Annotated in this window: 16 protein-coding genes; 2 read left to right on the top strand and 14 right to left on the bottom strand. The window is 50.8% G+C overall.

Features of this window, described 5'->3' with window-relative positions:
* Positions 1-14: 14 nt before the first annotated feature.
* The 14 genes from GC101_RS26520 to GC101_RS26455 form a co-directional block, all read right to left on the bottom strand.
* Complete coding sequence (locus GC101_RS26520) at positions 15-845, bottom strand: stalk domain-containing protein (RefSeq protein ID WP_171719763.1); 831 nt, start codon at positions 843-845, stop codon at positions 15-17.
* 750 nt (positions 846-1,595) lie between these two features.
* Complete coding sequence (locus tag GC101_RS26515) at positions 1,596-2,420, bottom strand: carbohydrate ABC transporter permease (protein ID WP_042136184.1); 825 nt, start codon at positions 2,418-2,420, stop codon at positions 1,596-1,598.
* On the bottom strand, positions 2,413-3,309 hold the full coding sequence (locus tag GC101_RS26510) for an ABC transporter permease subunit (RefSeq protein ID WP_171719761.1): 897 nt from the start codon (positions 3,307-3,309) through the stop codon (positions 2,413-2,415). The genes GC101_RS26515 and GC101_RS26510 overlap by 8 nt, the downstream gene beginning before the upstream one ends.
* Before the next feature lie 209 nt (positions 3,310-3,518).
* A complete protein-coding gene (locus tag GC101_RS26505) occupies positions 3,519-4,859 on the bottom strand; it encodes an ABC transporter substrate-binding protein (protein WP_171719760.1) in 1,341 nt (446 codons plus the stop codon).
* A gap of 187 nt (positions 4,860-5,046) precedes the next feature.
* Entirely contained in the window at positions 5,047-6,828 is a 1,782-nt protein-coding gene (locus tag GC101_RS26500; protein WP_171719758.1) for a sensor histidine kinase, read from the bottom strand.
* A 5-nt stretch (positions 6,829-6,833) separates the two neighbouring features.
* Positions 6,834-8,450 carry a response regulator gene (locus GC101_RS26495; protein ID WP_171719757.1) on the bottom strand — a complete coding sequence of 539 codons (1,617 nt, stop codon included), beginning with the start codon at positions 8,448-8,450 and terminating at the stop codon, positions 6,834-6,836.
* A gap of 429 nt (positions 8,451-8,879) precedes the next feature.
* The gene (locus GC101_RS26490; RefSeq protein WP_171719756.1) at positions 8,880-9,752 is read right to left on the bottom strand and encodes an alpha/beta fold hydrolase; all 873 of its coding nucleotides are present in this window, start codon (positions 9,750-9,752) and stop codon (positions 8,880-8,882) included.
* A 55-nt stretch (positions 9,753-9,807) separates the two neighbouring features.
* Complete coding sequence (locus GC101_RS26485) at positions 9,808-10,251, bottom strand: GNAT family N-acetyltransferase (RefSeq protein ID WP_171719755.1); 444 nt, start codon at positions 10,249-10,251, stop codon at positions 9,808-9,810.
* A 37-nt stretch (positions 10,252-10,288) separates the two neighbouring features.
* Positions 10,289-10,858, bottom strand: a complete 570-nt coding sequence (locus GC101_RS26480; protein WP_171719754.1) for a histidine phosphatase family protein — start codon at positions 10,856-10,858, stop codon at positions 10,289-10,291.
* Positions 10,859-10,957: 99 nt separating this feature from the next.
* Positions 10,958-11,410 (bottom strand): hypothetical protein, encoded by a 453-nt coding sequence (locus GC101_RS26475; protein WP_171719753.1) that lies wholly within the window; start codon positions 11,408-11,410, stop codon positions 10,958-10,960.
* Between the two features lie 64 nt (positions 11,411-11,474).
* Positions 11,475-12,008 (bottom strand): AAA family ATPase, encoded by a 534-nt coding sequence (locus GC101_RS26470; protein WP_171719752.1) that lies wholly within the window; start codon positions 12,006-12,008, stop codon positions 11,475-11,477.
* A 465-nt stretch (positions 12,009-12,473) separates the two neighbouring features.
* Entirely contained in the window at positions 12,474-13,880 is a 1,407-nt protein-coding gene (locus GC101_RS26465; RefSeq protein WP_042136165.1) for an NAD-dependent malic enzyme, read from the bottom strand.
* A 75-nt stretch (positions 13,881-13,955) separates the two neighbouring features.
* On the bottom strand, positions 13,956-14,447 hold the full coding sequence (locus GC101_RS26460; RefSeq protein ID WP_171719751.1) for a hypothetical protein: 492 nt from the start codon (positions 14,445-14,447) through the stop codon (positions 13,956-13,958).
* A 38-nt stretch (positions 14,448-14,485) separates the two neighbouring features.
* The gene (locus tag GC101_RS26455; protein WP_171719750.1) at positions 14,486-15,082 is read right to left on the bottom strand and encodes a TetR/AcrR family transcriptional regulator; all 597 of its coding nucleotides are present in this window, start codon (positions 15,080-15,082) and stop codon (positions 14,486-14,488) included.
* A 120-nt stretch (positions 15,083-15,202) separates the two neighbouring features.
* On the opposite strand from GC101_RS26455, the gene GC101_RS26450 reads away from it, so the two are divergent.
* Together GC101_RS26450 and GC101_RS26445 are read left to right on the top strand one after the other, a co-directional pair.
* Complete coding sequence (locus tag GC101_RS26450; protein ID WP_171719749.1) at positions 15,203-16,195, top strand: acrylyl-CoA reductase family protein; 993 nt, start codon at positions 15,203-15,205, stop codon at positions 16,193-16,195.
* 213 nt (positions 16,196-16,408) lie between these two features.
* Complete coding sequence (locus GC101_RS26445) at positions 16,409-16,804, top strand: MerR family transcriptional regulator (RefSeq protein ID WP_171719748.1); 396 nt, start codon at positions 16,409-16,411, stop codon at positions 16,802-16,804.
* Positions 16,805-16,873 lie beyond the last annotated feature (69 nt).

The following is a 16,873-nucleotide window of genomic DNA, read 5'->3' as shown; positions in this document are numbered from 1 at the left end:
CTTTGTTCAGGTAATTATATGGGGGAGCGGTCAAGCAGCCTCCCTTTGACAAGCAAATAAAGCGGGGGATAGGGCGATTGCTTCTGAGCGGTAACCAAGGTGAACCCGCCCTTCCCGACAGCCGGTCTGTCCCGTTTCTGCACCGGGAACTGGACCGAATCTTTAAACACCACATATGCTGCCACATCCGATGCTCCTGCCGGAATATCATTTCCGGTTATATTCTGCGACTTGACAGTAAAGCTGCCCTTTGCCGCGTCATACGTGTACGAGACAGGACGGAAAGCCTCATTGCTGATAATCGCCCCCGGCGGTGCTCTAAAGGCGCTTCTCTCCAGATCCTCTATCGCTAATTTAATAATATCCGTCTGCATCAGAGTGTCCCCTGTCATTGTATAGAGATGATTACTCTGATCCCATTTACTCACGATGCCCAAACTGCCCGCCAGCACACTGACCGGGATGAACATCGAATTCTGCTCCAATACCGGAATCGTATCCATGGAGCGGGCAACCCCGTTAACCGAAACGGATTTCGACCTAATCGTGAACATAACCGTTACATCATCCATCCCGATTGTAGCTGTTTTACTTTTGGCATCGTAGCTGACCTTCGCCCCGAGCAGCTCGCTGATCGAGCGCAATGGAATCATCATTCGTCCCTGTGAATCCACATAAGGCGCCTTCGGTGCCGTATAGAGCACATAATAATCGTTAATCTTGAGCAGCACCTGATATTCCTTGGCTGCGGCCTGCACCTTCCCCGCACTAACCCCTATTAATAACGCCAAGCTCATTCCCGCTGCCAGCAGCAACACCACCAGTAGTTTCTTTCTCTTCTTCATAGGATGAATCATCCTCTCATTCTGCTCCGTTTGAAATAATGTAGCGCTCCCGCTACTTCGTTTCTTGGTCAATCGCTTGTTGAGGGTTGCCGTGACCCGATTATGGTATATCCTCCGTTACGCTTAACTGCACTTTGTACAACTAAAACGTCTGATTTACAACCAATTACCTGTTTAGTTGTATTTCGTACAACTAAAGAGTCCATATATATGGGTTCTCACCCATTCAAGCAAATTTAGTTGTACAGACTACAGTTAAAAGAGGCGAGTCTACCTTTTCGCTGTTTTTAAGTGTACAGAATACAACTATTGCTGAATTCCGCTTGGAGCTGAATACATCAATTGCTGCATGGTTGAACGAACACCGCTCCAGCCGCCACATTCGGGATGAATGTCCGCATTTAAGCAACTCATCTTATCTCTCTCCCCCCCTAATTTAACCCTCGTCTAGTAAAATAAGCAAGCGAAAGAGGCAAGCAGCATCCTTTCTGCTGCTTGCCTCTTTCGCTGATCACTTGCCCTTCCTTGCCCACACCCCATCAATCAATTGAACTTGAATCTTTCCCAATTGGGAAGAGTGGCGGAAGAGATGTTTGGAACTGTAGGAGCGGTAGCGTCCGCCTTTAGATTTGAATTTCTACCGCAACCAATGCGGCTTAAATCAGGAAATTCAAATATAACAGCGGCCGGAAGTCCAAACTATCTCTGCAGCCAAGACTACTCCCAATAATAGGAAGCTTCTATTTCAATTTATTTCACCGACCCGATCATCCCAGCCACAAACTGCTTCTGCATCACAAAGAACACCAGCGCAGTCGGGATCGTGCCGATCACAATCGCGATCATAATCATGCCGTAGTCCGGGGCGTAGCCCGAGCCCAGAGTAGAGATCAGGAGCGGCATCGTCTTCGTCTGCGGCGTCTGCAGCACGATCAGCGGCCAGAGATAATTGTTCCAGCTCGACATGAATGTGATGATTGCCCCGGCGGCATAAGTGGTTTTCATGGTCGGAAGATAGATGCGCAGGAAGATGCCCAGCTCGCTGAGACCATCCATCCGTCCAGCCTCCAGCAGCTCCTTCGGGAACATCTTCGTGCTCTGCCGGAAGAAGAAGATCAGGAATGCCGTCGTGACCGTAGGCAGGATGACCGAAGTCATTGTATCAATGCCCATCCACGGGAACACATTGGAGATTTTGCCGAACATCCGGTACAGCGGAATCATCAGCGCGGCGAACGGAATCATCATCGACAGCAGCAGGATGTTGAACACAATATCCTTCGAGCGGCTGCGGAAGACTTCGAAGCCGTAACCGGCCAGCGAGGCAATCAGCAGCGCCAGCAGGGTGGTGGTGATCGAGATTTTAGCGGAATTGATCAGGGATAACTGCAGATCTGTGGTGTCCAGCAGCTTCTGGAAATTATCCAGCAGATGTGTACCGGGCAGCAGCCTCCCGCGGGTGACGTCAACCGACTTGTTCGTGGAGCTGACCACCATCCATAAGAACGGAAAGATCGAGACAATGGCCGCGATGCTTAGGAACAGATACATGAAGAAACGTTTGCTCTTAGCCATTTTTATCACCTGCCACTTTGAACTGGATGACCGACAGCAGCGCAATCATAATCACGATGGAATACGATACGGTGGCTGCATAGCCGAAGTCCGCTGAATATTTGAACGACAAATTATAAATGTACTGGGAGATCGTCTGCGTCGCATTCCCCGGACCGCCCTTCGTAATATTCATGACCTCATCGAACAGCTGCAGGGTACCGATGGTGGATGTGATCGAGGTAAACAGGATGATCGGCTTCAGCAGCGGGACAGTAATTCCGAAGAACTGCCGTGACGCCGAAGCCCCATCAATTCTGGCGGCCTCGTAGATGGAATTGTCAATATTTTGCAGAGCGGACAGATAAAAAATCATATTGTAGCCCGTCCAGCGCCACGTGATCGCGATAATAATCGTAATTTTGGCCCAGAACGGATCAGTGATCCACTCAATCGGGGCACTGACCAGCTGAAGCTTCAGCAGCATGGTATTCACCAGTCCATTGCCGGCGAACAAATATTTGAACACTACGGAATAGGCAACCAGCGAAGTTACACAGGGCAGGAAGATCGCCGTCCGGAAAAAGCCCTTAAATTTCAGCTTGCTGTCATTCAGCAACACCGAGATGAACAACGCCAGTACAATCATCAGCGGCACTTGTACCAGCAGATAAATGAAGGTGTTCTTAACGGACGTAATGAAGGTTTTGTCAGACAGCAGCCGTGAATAGTTGTCGAATCCGGTGAAAGTAAGATTGCTGCCCGTTCCTGTCTGGAACGACAGAATCAGCGCCTGGAGCATCGGGTAGAAATAGAAGACGAAGATCAGAATGACCGCGAGCAGGACGAAGGACCATCCGGTCAATACGCTTTTGGTACGGATACTCACGCTCGAATTTGTTTTTTTCACATCGGCCCAGCCCCTTCATGGTATTCAAGTAGAAACGGCTTTGCCGTCCTTTTTTAGGACGGTACCGTTTCAGCGAGAAAGATAAGGATAATTTATGCGCGGAGCATATAAATTCTTATCTTTTAAAATAAACCCAGGACGCTGCCCGCCCTCCTGAAAGCCCGGGAGCCGCAGGCAACGCCCAAGGTTTACCTGTGTGTCAGACTCAGCTATTTAATCTGTGATTCGGCCTGGGCCTGGGCATCGCTCAGCACACTGTCAATGTCCTTGCCGTTCAGATAGTTCTGCATTTCAACAATAAGGATGTCTTCGATAGCGTAGGTATTGATACCATAATTAACACTTGGAATCTGCTCTGTCCAGGCGGCGAAATCCGATACAACCTTCTGGCCGCCGAAGAACTCATTGGCCTGGCCGTAAGCCTCTCCGCCCGCAGCCGCTTTGAACGTACCGATAACACCGATATCCGTGAGCAGCTTCTGGTACATTTCCACATTGGAGCCGAAGGTCTTCGCCATGAAGTCTGCTGCCGTTTCCTTGCCGTCCACATTCATCACATACCATGAGCTGCCGCCGAGATTCGAGGCATGAACCGACTCATTCGCGGTCAGCTTCGGAAGCGGTGCGATGGCCCACTTGCCGGATTGCGATGCTTCAGCCGTGATTGAAGGCGTGATCCAGTTGCCTGTCGGCACCGAAGCCACATCACCGCTATTCAGCGCTGCAACGAATTGGCTCCAGTCGGCATGCACATTCGCCACATTGGAATCTGTCAGCCCTTTATAGATTTCAAAAGCTTCCTTCAGCGGAGCATTGCCGGCAATATTCGGCGTCTTGCCGTCTTCCTTCAGATACCATTCACCGGCGGATTGAATCATCATCCGGATCAGCCCAAGGTCGTTCGGGTCCAGTGTAATCAGCGCCTTGCCGGTCTTCTCTTTCACAGCTTTGCCGATTTCAATATATTTGTTCCAGTCGATATCCTGCAGATCGGCCAGCTTATAGCCTGCCTGCTCCAGATAATCGGTTCTGACATAGAGTCCGGTTACGCCGGAGTCAAAAGGAATGCCGTACTGCTTGCCGTCCAGGCTGGTTGGTCCTGCCTTATAATCAGCGAAGTCGGAGCCTTTAATCGAGCTGCTGAGATCATAGAAGGAATCCTTATAGGATTGCAGGAAGCTCTGGGAGCGGTAATCCTCGATCAGCACGATATTCGGCAACCCTTTGGTTGTACCGGAGTTAAGGCCTGTATTCAGCTTCTGGATAATATCATTCTGTGCGTACTCTACAATGTTAATTTTGACATCAGGGTTAGTTTTGGCATATTCCGCTTTGGCTACTTCCAGCGCGGCAATATTGAATGCAGGGTCCCAGGCCCAAATTGTAATTTCTTTCGCCTGAGCAGGTTCTGTCGTTGCCGGATTCCCCGCCGTCCCGGTGTCCGCAGCTGCATTACCTGTGTTCTTGGAGCCGGAGTTAGAGTTCGAATTGGAGCTGCAGGCAGTAAGCATAAGCAGGCAAATCAGCAATAACGCAATGCCTTTTTTCATTTGTAATCCTCCCCTTTGATGCGCTTTTATGAGTTCCGCTTCAATGTAAGCGCTTATTTATTACATAAGTAATCTTATCATCCGCGAAAGAGGCCCCGTTAGAACTTACTTTATAGGGATTTGTCATTTTATCGCCTTATTGTAAGCGCTACCTATCTGCAATTTGTTCTTTTTTTAGATATTGGTATTATTTTTGTCCCGGGATCAGCGGCAGGCGGATTCTAATGGCTGTCCCCTCACCTGGTACGCTTTTAATAGTAATCCCGTACTCTTCGCCGTACATCAGCACCAGCCGGTCGTGCACATTCTTGATCCCAATCCCGGTGAACAGCTGGCGCTTGCTCGCAGGCCCGGACATGGGGAGATCGGCTTCTCCGGTATCCATACCGTCTCCGTTGTCGACAACCTCACAGAGCAGGGAACCGGCATCCTGGGAGATGAGGATATGAATATACCCGCCGCTTTTCTTCGTAAACGCATGGAAAAAAGCATTCTCAATAAACGGCTGAATGATCAGCTTCGGCAGATGGAAGTCCATACAGTCCGGTGAGATGAAGAAATTCACTCTGATCCGTTCCCCGTAGCGTACATGGTTGATAAACACATAGGACTTCAGGTTCTCAAGCTCCTGCGCTACCGTGATACTCTCACTGACGTTACTCAGCGCATTCTGCAGCATCGAGATCAGGGCATGAATCGTGTGAACCGCCTTCTCTTGGCTGCCCTGCTGCACCAGGAAGTTGACCGAGGCCAGCGTATTATACAGAAAATGCGGGTTAATCTGATGCTGCAGGGCAGCCAGTTCGGCATTGCGCTGCTCCTTCTGCGTCTCGACCAGCTTCTCCACATACTCATTCAGCTCATCAAGCATATAGTTATAGGCATGTCCCAGCTCCTGAAATTCAAAGCTTCCGGTAACCGTGATGTAATTATGGAAGTTCCGCTGGGTGATTTTGGACATCTGCCGGGTAAGCAGGGTCAGCGACCGGGTCAGCCTTCTGAAGATCAGGAACACGACGATCAGGGCCACGATGACGATGGCTGAGCAGATCAGCACCACCATTTTACCGTTGACCATCTGGCCGAGAGCCGTCTTTTTATCAATCAGATTCACAATATAGAAATCATATGAAGACAGATAATCTGCAATCAGAATGGAATCTGTGCCGCGGAAATCAACATTTTTGTAATCCAGCTGCTTCTCTTCAATCTCCTTGGCAAACTGCAGTAAATCCTCCGCCTGCTGGCCCATCAGATCACTGCGGTTGCTCGAGACAATGACTCCATCCCTGTTCAGAATCGCCACATCATTCCCGGTGCTGACAAAGCTTGCATAGAAGGGGCGGAAATCCTGCTCATGAATGGTAAAATACAAGGTTCCGTAAATATCGCCCGTTGTGCGTTCCATGAGTGCTTTGCTGGCTACGATCACAGCCTCTTTCTGCGGGGAATCCTTGCTGCTCTCCTCATAGAACTGGTACATCAGCCGTTTCGGCTCAGCCAGTGTATTCCTGGTCAGCTCATGCTGCTGCAGCTCCTGGTCACTCATCAGCAGATTGTTCGTATTGGTGGAATAGCTGCGTCCGTTTTTGCCCATGATTTTGATCCCGACCTGGTAGGAGTCCAGAGTAGACTGGATCTTCTTCATCTGCGTGGTCATATTGTAATAGGTCCGCAGCACCCGCAGGGAATTCGAGTCCTCTTCCGTCAGGAAGCTCTTAATGGTGCCGCTCAGCTGTGTGTTGTTGGTGGCAGTAACGATGGAATAATGAAACGATTCGAAGCTCGCCTTAATCTGGCTGATCACCTTGGTATTCGTAATGCTAAAGGTGTTCATGAACAGCTTCTCCGACATACGGACCGTGGTCCATGAAGAAGCGATGGCTACAGCAATAATGCTGATCAGCATCACGATGAATATTTTGATGAACAGGCTGTGAAATTTGAAACGGTCCCAATATCTGCGCATAAGCTCTACTCCTGTCCGTAATGCTGACGTCTGTAGCCGCTCGGGGACAAGCCGGTGTATTTCTTGAACACTTTGCAAAAATAGCTGTGATCGCCATATCCGACCATGCTGCTAATCTCGGAAATTGGCGCCTCACCTGCCCGCAGCAATTCTGCCGCCTTGCCCGTACGGATCGTATTGAGATGCTCCTTGAAGCCCTCCTGATTGTAGGTCGTGAACAGACTGGACAGGTAAGAAGGGTTGAAATGAAAATGACGGGCCAGCTCCGTAAGACTCAGCGGCTCGGCGTAGTGCTCCTCCATATACTGGAGCAGCTTGGCCATATTGGCATTACTCCCTGGTGTCAGCGCTGCCGATGAGGTCAGCTCCATGACCCGGGCAAGAAAATGATCCAGAATCCTCACGGCCCCATCCGCTGAGCCTGCCTCATCTATGGCCCGGAACAGCCCGTATTTCCCTTCCTCCAGCTCTCCCAGATGGCTGAACTGATTCGTCACATTGAAGATAATATTGCCGAGAAAGGACTTGAACTGAAACACATCCCCGTCATATTGCCGGCTTAGCGCATCGACATGCTGATGCAGATCGCCGAACGCCTCCTCCAGCTGCTGGCGCTTCAGCTGCTCCGTGAACTGGGTCAGGTTGAATTTCGGCAGCTGTGCTTCCCGCTGCGGCAGCTCATCATGGACCAGCAGTACCTGATCCGGCAAAAAGAAGCGGTACTGCCGCAGCTTCAGAACACTCTCCTGATAGACCGCTGCCACCTCGCTAAGCGAACCGAAGGCCCGGCTCAGGGTCATGCGCAGCTCAGGCTCTTGTCCGGCCAAGGCATGGGCCAGCATATTCACAGCCTGCAAGAGCGCCGGCCACTGCTCTTCCTGCAGGTTGACCAGGAGCAGTGCCGCATTCGGCTCGCCGCCAGGGATGATGAACTGCACCAATCCTGGAACAGTCCGTTCCAGTTCCCCGGTTATAGCTGCGGTGATGGCTGCCAATGCGTCTGCGTCATTGTCTGCGTTATCGGCACCAGCGGTGGCAGCATTGCTGTCAGCACCGGTAACACCGGCTGGTCCGGTCTCCCAGCCGAGGAAGCTGAAGCAGTCCTGCGGAAGCTGCCGCTTCACGAACTCCTCACCCTCAGGCTGCAGCCGGTAGCCTGAGATCATCCGGCTGAGCAGGGCATCCAGCCGCTGGGGGGCCGCTTCCGGCTGAACTCCAGCCGCGGCGGCTCCCAGTCCCGGGATACGTTCCCGGGTCTTCTGCAGCACCTGGAGCAGCGAACCGGCTTCCAGCTTCGGCTTCAGAATATAATCGGCCACCCCATTCTGGAAGGTGGAGCGCACATAATGGAACTCGCTGAAGCTGCTCAGCACGATTACCTCCGTAGCCGGATAATCCCGCTTCACTAGGCGTGTTAATTCCTCGCCGTCCATCACCGGCATCACAATATCGGTAATGATGATATGCGGCTGCAGGGTCTGCAGCGAATTCAGCGCTTCCTGCCCGTTGGCCGCTTCACCTACAATCTGAAATCCTTCGCGTTCCCAGTCCAGCACATATTTAATCCCCTGCCGGACCAGAATTTCATCGTCCACAATCAGCACTTTGCATATTTGATTCACAGTTGTCCCCCGCCTTCTGTAGTCATGACCACTGGTCCGCCACTCATGAAGGGATTATAAAGCGCTGTCATCGGGATGGTCAAACGGTAATTTTGGGGGGAGAGGTGATAATGCTCTCTGGAGAAGAATATTAAGGCTACTACGGGGGATGAAATCTACCACAAAGTATAGCTTAGCGGGATAATTGTATTCCATACAGTTAAAAACGAGGCAAAGCCGGATTTTCCAAGTTTAACTGTATTCAGTACAACTAAAAATAAGAAAAGTGCTTCCTAAGAGAATAAGCAGGTTTTTAGTTGTAGAGAATGCAACTAAATTACAATTGGAACCCCAATCCTTCTTTTTAGTTGTATCAAATACAATTAAAGCTGGAACGTGTACGTCCCAGCTTTACTGAATAATCCATTTATGACTGATTCGAAGGCTTCATCAAATCTTAGTCAGAGATGTATTTCCGAGGATCTCAACAATTGAAGCAATAACAATCTGCGGGTTCTCAATATGTATGTTATGTCCGCTGCCCGCTGCTTCAACCAGCTTCCCGTTGACTGACCAGTTCGTCAGATCATTTGCCGCTTCCAGGAGCTTCGCTCTGATTATTCTCTTCGTATCTTCTGAAGTCCCGGGATAGAATTCATTGACTACACCTGATTTGATGACAATCAAGGGAATATCTGTTGCGGGCAACTCCCTGACTTTCCGGTAGCCATCCTGCACATTGGAGAATTCACTATGCATGGCCGCAATAGTCTTTTTCTGAAACGATGTCTTCCATAAAAGCGTCCGGGTCTGCTTTGAAAAAGGGCTAATGGTTGCAGAGAACCCGGGGAACTTTTTGAAACTCGAAAGAATCTTCAATACTCCGATCTTAGACAGTACTTTTAATACAGAATAGAACTTAACAGCCATAAGCTGTCCCTTAACATGTTCTTCCGGAAAGCGGTCTGTTATTTCATCTTCATGCATGGAATCAACCAGCACAACCCCTGCCACGAGCTGCGGATATTTCCCGGTAAACAGCCTTACATTTAATCCTCCGAAGGAATGACCCACAAAAATATAAGGACCCTCAACTCCAGCTTGCAGCAGCAGCTCATAAAGCTCTGATATACACTGCTCATTGCTACGCGGGAACGGCCCTGGCTCACTCCATCCGTAACCTGCGCGATCATATACGATGACTTGTGTAACCTTGGCAATTTCGGGGGCTACAAGCGACCATAACAAGGCAGATGAACCACAGCCATGCTCAAATACTACGGGGGGCAGGCCCTTATTGTTACCTTCGATAATGTTATGCAATTTATGATTTCCTACGCTTGTGAGCTTCCCTCTACTCGTTTGCACCTTATCCACCCTAATGCGAGCTCAAATGCTTACGGTACCCCTCCACCCGCTCTTCCTTGTAGCCCATCTTCTCATAAAAAACATGCGCTTCCTTCCGCTTCTCTCCCGACACGAAAATAATATAGTAGCAGTCCCGCTCGTGGGCGATGTCTTCGAGGGCGGTCATCAGTTTTTTGCCAATGCCCTGACGGCGTGCACGCGAAGAGACCACTACATTCTCAATCACCATGAACGGGCGGCAATCCCCAACGAGGTCCTGGCAGACGATCCCCATCATAGAGCCCAGCAATTCCCCGTCTACAAAAGCACCCAATAACACATACCGGCTATCCTCCCGGATGGCCCTGAATGCCGTCTCCAGCTTCACCGGATCTGTCGGTCCGCCAATCAGTTCTTCGTACAGCGTATTTAGCGCCTTAAGCGATTCAATGCCGATTTCTTCGATTGTTACCATAGTCTGTGTGCCCCGCTTTCATATATTTGTGAGTTCTTTATTTTTTCTCATACAGAAATAATTGCCCATTGCGCGGAAAAAACATCCGTTCTGCCTTATAGCCCCTGCGCCGGAGTTCCCTGTCAAGCACCTTCATGAACGCTCCATGGCTGACGATCAGCACACGTCCTTCCGGTGCAGCTGCTTCAGCTTTTGCCGCTAGAGAATCTATTACCATATGGGCACGCTGCAGAACAGCCGCTTTGCTCTCCGGTTGAGAGCGATGACCGGCAGTCCAGGACAAACGTGCAAGTACGAGCCAGCAGGAGAGAGGCAGGCGCAGTCCGCTTAGCTTAAGTTCACCTAAATGCAGGGCTGCTATACCAATTTCTCTTAGCTGCTCTGTATATACGAACTCTTGAGCATCAAAATAACTTGCCGTATGTACCGCTCTCGCCTGATCACTGCACAGACAAATATCCCACTTCTGCATATTGCTCTTATGTCCCGGTTGCTGAATTGGGGCTGACTCATATCCCTGTATCCATAGATTGAACTGCTCTCCAGTCAGCCAGGTCCGCTCCGGCTTGTGCTGCACTCTGAAATGCCTAACCAGCCCTAAGCTCATTCCACCGCAACCCTCTCTTTTTTCATCATGGGCAGCCTCTCCTAATCAGTGACAACATGATTATCTATGTAAAAGACTAATTCTCTATGGAATTAGCCTCTACTTGCCCTGCTTTTCATTCTTAAGTTCAAATTCCTCACTGTTGCCGTCCCATTCTACTTTTACTTTAATGACGGAGTCTTCCTTTGCAAAAGAACCGCTTCCAGCGCCGCTCATCTTCATCAGTGCTACAGGTATTGGACCTTCCATAGTCTGACTTCCGCCACCGCCGCTAGAGGCTTTATATTCGTATTTGAACTGTTTGATCTCTCCCAGGTCTGACTGTTCTCCTTTGTAATGAAGATCAAATGTATACCGTTTGCTGGTTTCGGAATCCTTCACGCGGTCATTTTTGATGATCAGCTTCTGGCTTGCTGTCTGCTCATATACAGCCGACCAGGTTTCACTCTCGCCTTTGAACGTATAATTGAAATGAGTAGTTTCCGTATTGCAGGACGTAAGCAGCATAAGCATGACTCCGGGAAGCAGCAGCGCACGCACGATCTTCTTCATGTTTAGCCCTCTTTTCCATAGCTTATATTATGAAAAATCAATCCTGATCCGGTCATGCCGGGATTTACCGGGATATATGGTGTAGTACAGCCGCCACCCGTTCTTCCACTTGCATATCTCCTTCTAAACGTACAACATCACAATTCAGCCCCGCCATCCATTCCTCATGCAGCGCCCGGCTCCGGACCTCCGGTCCAGCCGTATCATAGAGCGCCGCCCACTCCATGAAGGTCTCGACATCATCATACTTGCTTCCCCCAGGCAGCCCCTCATCGCCATATCGCTCATATTCCCTCGCCCGCAAACGTTCCAAGCGAAGTTGCTCAGGTATCCACAGGAAAATCACCAGATCAAAAGTATCGCGCAGCCCGTCTCCCCATCCACAGACCGCACCGGACAGAATCCACGGCTCCTGCCGCTCCAAATCGGCCCGCAATCTGCTTAAACGCGCTGCAACCGGTGTTTGCTTACTATATTTCTGCTCCCAGAAATAATCGTCACTGTCCAGATGAACATGCGGAAGCCTTGCCGCGAGCGCCTTGCCAAGTGTGGTAGTCCCCGCTCCGGAAGCTCCCATAATATGAATTCTGCGGTTCATAGCGCCTCCTGAATAATTGAATAGATGTTTTCAATTGTATATTTTACCATGCTTTAATTGGAAGTGGATAGTCTGAGAACACCTGATTCCTTTCTTTAAAATCAGATCGTAATTACAACTGGCACTTGCATAATAGTTGGATAATTGTATCTTAATTCGGAACTTTCATTGCAACTTAACTAATTAGTTGGATAAACGTTATTTAATTCCATGTCTTTCCTCCACTCTGACCTATTTGCAGCTTAGTAAGTGCTGATTATCCAACTGTTGCCTGGCGAGGGCTCCTCCGTTCATGAGCAAGTGGAGAAAATCCAACTGCTTCCCTGCCTCTCGCCTTCGCCAAACCCTCGGCCATCTTATTAATAATGCATAAATCCCAAATTGCAAAAAGCCGCAAGCCATAGTGGCCGCAGCTTCATTTGCCTTGTCAGTATTCAAGTTGCTATCCGGGTTAGCACTCTCCGCTCAGCTAATATCCGGCGGAATACGCCGCGCTATGCCGGTAGCGATGGCTGCCTGAATAACAGCAAGACGCACCTGCTCCACTACCTTTTCGTTAAAAATACTCGGAATAATGTACTGCTCATTCCGCTCATCCGGATGGACAACTGCAGCGATGGCCTGTGCCGCCGCCAGCTTCATCTCCAGATTCACGGTCTTCGCCCGGCAGTCCAGCGCTCCGCGGAAGATCCCCGGGAAACAGAGGACGTTATTAATCTGGTTCGGATAATCGCTTCTTCCGGTAGCCAGCACGCGGACAAAAGGCTCAGCCAGCTCCGGTTCAATCTCCGGGATGGGATTAGCCATAGCAAACACAATGCTGTCCGGCGCCATGGTCTGCAGATGCTTCACTTGAAGAATCCCTCCGCCGGATACGCCGATGAATACATCTGCCCCGCGCATCGCTTCGTCAAGACCTCCGCTCATATTCTCCGGATTCGTAGCCTCAGCCAGCCAGCTCCATTCGGAGTTGGTGTAGGTTACGTCCCGGTTCAGAATCCCTGCCCGGTCCACAGCATATATCTGCTTCGCCCCTGCTGCCAGCAGCAGACGGCAGATCGACACACCAGCAGCGCCGATGCCGACGACAACAATTCTGCAATCGGCTATAGCCTTGTCCACGACTTGGAGCGCATTCAGCAGACCCGCCAGCGCAACCACTGCTGTGCCGTGCTGATCATCATGGAAGACCGGGATGTCAAGCTCGGCTGACAGCCGGCGCTCAATCTCGAAGCATCGCGGAGAGCTGATATCCTCCAGATTGATTCCGCCGAAGCCCGGAGCAACCGCTTTCACAATCCGGATGATTTCATCCGGGTCCTTCGTGTCCAGACACAGCGGAAAAGCATCAATATCCGCCAGCTGCTTGAACAGCATGGCCTTCCCTTCCATCACCGGCATCGCCGCCTCCGGTCCGATATCGCCAAGCCCGAGCACTGCGGTGCCGTCGGTGACGACAGCTACCGTATTTCTTTTCATCGTCAGCGAATAGGCCTTTGCGGGATCTTCGGCAATCGCCATACAGACACGGGCCACACCAGGTGTGTAGACCAGGGACAGATCCTCCCGGTTCTTGATCGGCATCTTCGGAGTAATCTCAATTTTGCCGCCGAGATGGGCCAGGAAGGTTCGGTCGGAAACGTTAATGACTTTTATACCCGGCATATTCCTAAGCACACTTATAATCTCTTCATTGGCCGCATCCTGCACATTTACTGTAAGATCCCGGGTCGTCACGTCCTTGCCGCCACGGATGACGTCTATCGCCACGATATCGCCGCCCGCAGACGCGAGCCTTGCTGCCACATCCCCGAAAGACGCTTCAGACTTGCGGATCTCCAGCCGGATAATCATCGTTGTTGCAATTGACATAGAATATGCCTCCCTCATCAGACGAATCTAAGTCCAATATACTACAGTTCACAGATTGTACATAATAATTCCTGCTCAATCCAGAACCTCCCAGTTCTCCGCAAGCTTCAGCAGCTTGTCTGCCGCAGCCTCTTCATCTCCGCCAAGTACTTTAGCCTCGATATAGTAGGTTACAAGGTTATCCTCTGCGTGTTCACCGGGACGCTGAATACACAACCAATAATAAATAACCTCAGGAGCAGGAAATACAGCACTCCCTCCCTGTGTGAACTTGATCAGCTGCCCTTCTCCTGCCGGAATCGTGACCGGTTTCTTCCACAAGATCTCCGAATGATTATAGATACTGATGTAGCCGTCGGGTTGGCTCTGATGGCCAAGCGACAGCTCCATTTGATCTTGAGTTAGCACGTCCATTCCCTGCAAATATTTCGCCGGTTCTTCATTGCCAAGCCGCAGCCTGTGTACTGCAGGGCCAGAATCAGAACCCCCATACAGATACAACACTCCCCCGCCAAGAACAAGGCAGACCACAGCTATAAATACGATTTTTCGCCATTTCCTCCCCAAATGCTATCCACCTTTCTCCGGTTTCTTCATCTTCCCCTCTACACACTCAGAACCTTCATAATTGCCGTGTAACAGGAATCCTTGAATACCTCGTGCAGCTCGTCCTTATCGGCCATCAGCCACTGGATCAGGCAGCCGTCAATAATCGCCCGGATCACCGGGCTAGTCTTCTCTGGTAACAGCTCTTTGGAGAAAATACCTTCCTGCTGCCCGAGTGTCAGCACCTCCGTACTGATTCCCGCACAGCTGTCATAGAAACGCTGATTAATCTCCCGGTACACCGGAATGCGGCTAACCCGTGCCAGGAAATCCAGGTAGACACGGTAAAAGGCACGGTTCTGCGCCGGACCCGGAAATGCAGACTCAATGTAAGCCGTCAGCTTCCCCGTTGCGGTATGCTGTTCCCCCACAGCGGCCTGCTCCTTGGCAGAGATTCTGCCGGTCAGCCATTCCAGGAGTTCAACCAGCACCGCTTCCTTGCTCTCGAAATAATAATGGACGACGCCCTTGCTGACCTCCGCATGATCGGCGATCGTCTGCAGGGTTACAGCATCGTAGCCCCGCTCGGACAATGCCCGAAACGCAGCGTGCAGGATCTGCTTGCGCTTCTCTTCAGATTTCTTGTAACGTACCATAGGACCTCCGCGAATGAAGAATAATGTGTATTATATCATAGTCAATAAAAAGTTGACCGGTCAGAATAAATATTATATAACAGATGTACAAATAGAGTTCGGTTAAGGAGAATATAAGATATGACTAACCTTTTTCAAGCTTTGGTGGTAGATAAGACTGACACTTTCTCTGTTGAGGTCAAGCCGCTGTCACTCGAAGACCTACCGGCCGGTGAAGTCCTAATTAAGGTAGCCTATTCCAGTGTAAACTATAAAGATGGATTAGCGGGCATCCCGGATGGCAACATTGTGCGAAATTATCCGTTTGTTCCCGGCATAGATCTGTCTGGGACCGTGGTCTCTTCTGCTGACAGCCGTTTCCAGGAAGGCCAGCCCGTTATTGCCACCAGCTATGGCATCGGCGTATCACACTTCGGCGGCTTCAGTGAATATGCACGTATTCCAGCGGATTGGGTTATTCCCTTGCCTGAGGGCTTAACTTTGCGGGAAGCGATGATCTACGGAACGGCCGGTTTCACGGCTGCAATGTCTATTGAAGCGCTGGAAGCTCACGGACTAACTCCGGATAACGGAAAAGTACTTGTCACCGGTGCAACCGGCGGTGTCGGAGGTACTGCTGTAGCCATTCTGGCGAAGCAAGGTTACCAGGTAACCGCCAGCACCGGCAGAACAGACGAAGCTGGTTATCTGCAAGCCTTGGGCGCAGCTGAAGTAATCTCGCGCGAGGATGTAGCCGGCAGCACGGTTAAGCCGCTAGATAAGCAGCTGTGGCAGGCTGCTGTAGATTCCGTTGGAGGTACACCGCTAGCGGCTGTGCTGAGCAAAATCGCATACGGCGGTGCAGTTGCCGCAAGCGGCTTAACAGCAGGAACCGCCGTTCCCACGACGGTGTTACCGTTCATCCTGCGCGGAGTCAGCCTGCTTGGCATCGATTCCGTCTCCTGCCCTGCGGAGAAACGGGCGAAGCTGTGGCAGCGTATGGCCGGCGACATGAAGCCTGCCGTACTGGAGAAGCTGGTGGACCGCGAGATTACCCTGAAGGAGCTGCCTGCTGCACTCGAGGATATTCTGAAGTCGAATACACGGGGCCGCGTGCTTGTCCGCCTGTCCTAGGTTCCAAAATTTCCCGGCGCTGCTCCCCCTAGTCCGGGGTAAATTCATACTTGACCTTGAAGCGGCGGCTGGATACCGGGATGCTGCTAGCCATAATAATGAGACTGATGAAGTGCATTGAGTATTTACCATATTAGACGGCACCCGCGTTGTTCACAACCAGATCCTATATGCGGGCATATATAAATTCCGAATCTAAGGAGTGACTGACCGATGGAAGGAATGACCCGCGGAGAGCTGGCCCGGCGGGCGGGACTGAGTGCGGCTGCCATCCGCTACTATGAAGACAGCGGCGTCCTGCCTGTCCCCGGGCGAACCGCGAAGGGATACCGGATCTACTCCGATGATTATCTGGTGAAGCTGAAGTTCATCAAGGATGCCAAATCGCTGGGCTATTCGCTGAAAGAAATCCAGGCGGCGCTCGCGCTGCTCGGCTCCGAGATGGATGCCGAATCGTTAAAGGAAAGAGTCCGCGATAAAATCACCGAGATCGATGAGAAGGTTGCAGCGCTGCGTTCTATTCAGAGTATGCTGGCAGGCCTGCTCAAGACCCCTCAGGATGATATCCAGGACTACCTGCAATCTTTCCGGATCAAGGATAACCGCTGATGAAAGATGCAATCACTTGAAGCAGACGACAATAAGAAGACGGCAGTGTATTCTGAATCCTCAGAATTC

Origin of the sequence: Paenibacillus phytohabitans (genome assembly GCF_013141775.1) — a bacterium.
GTDB lineage: Bacteria > Bacillota > Bacilli > Paenibacillales > Paenibacillaceae > Paenibacillus_AQ > Paenibacillus_AQ phytohabitans.
Note: the sequence above shows the minus strand (reverse complement) of the source record. Positions and strands in the feature narration are given on the sequence as shown.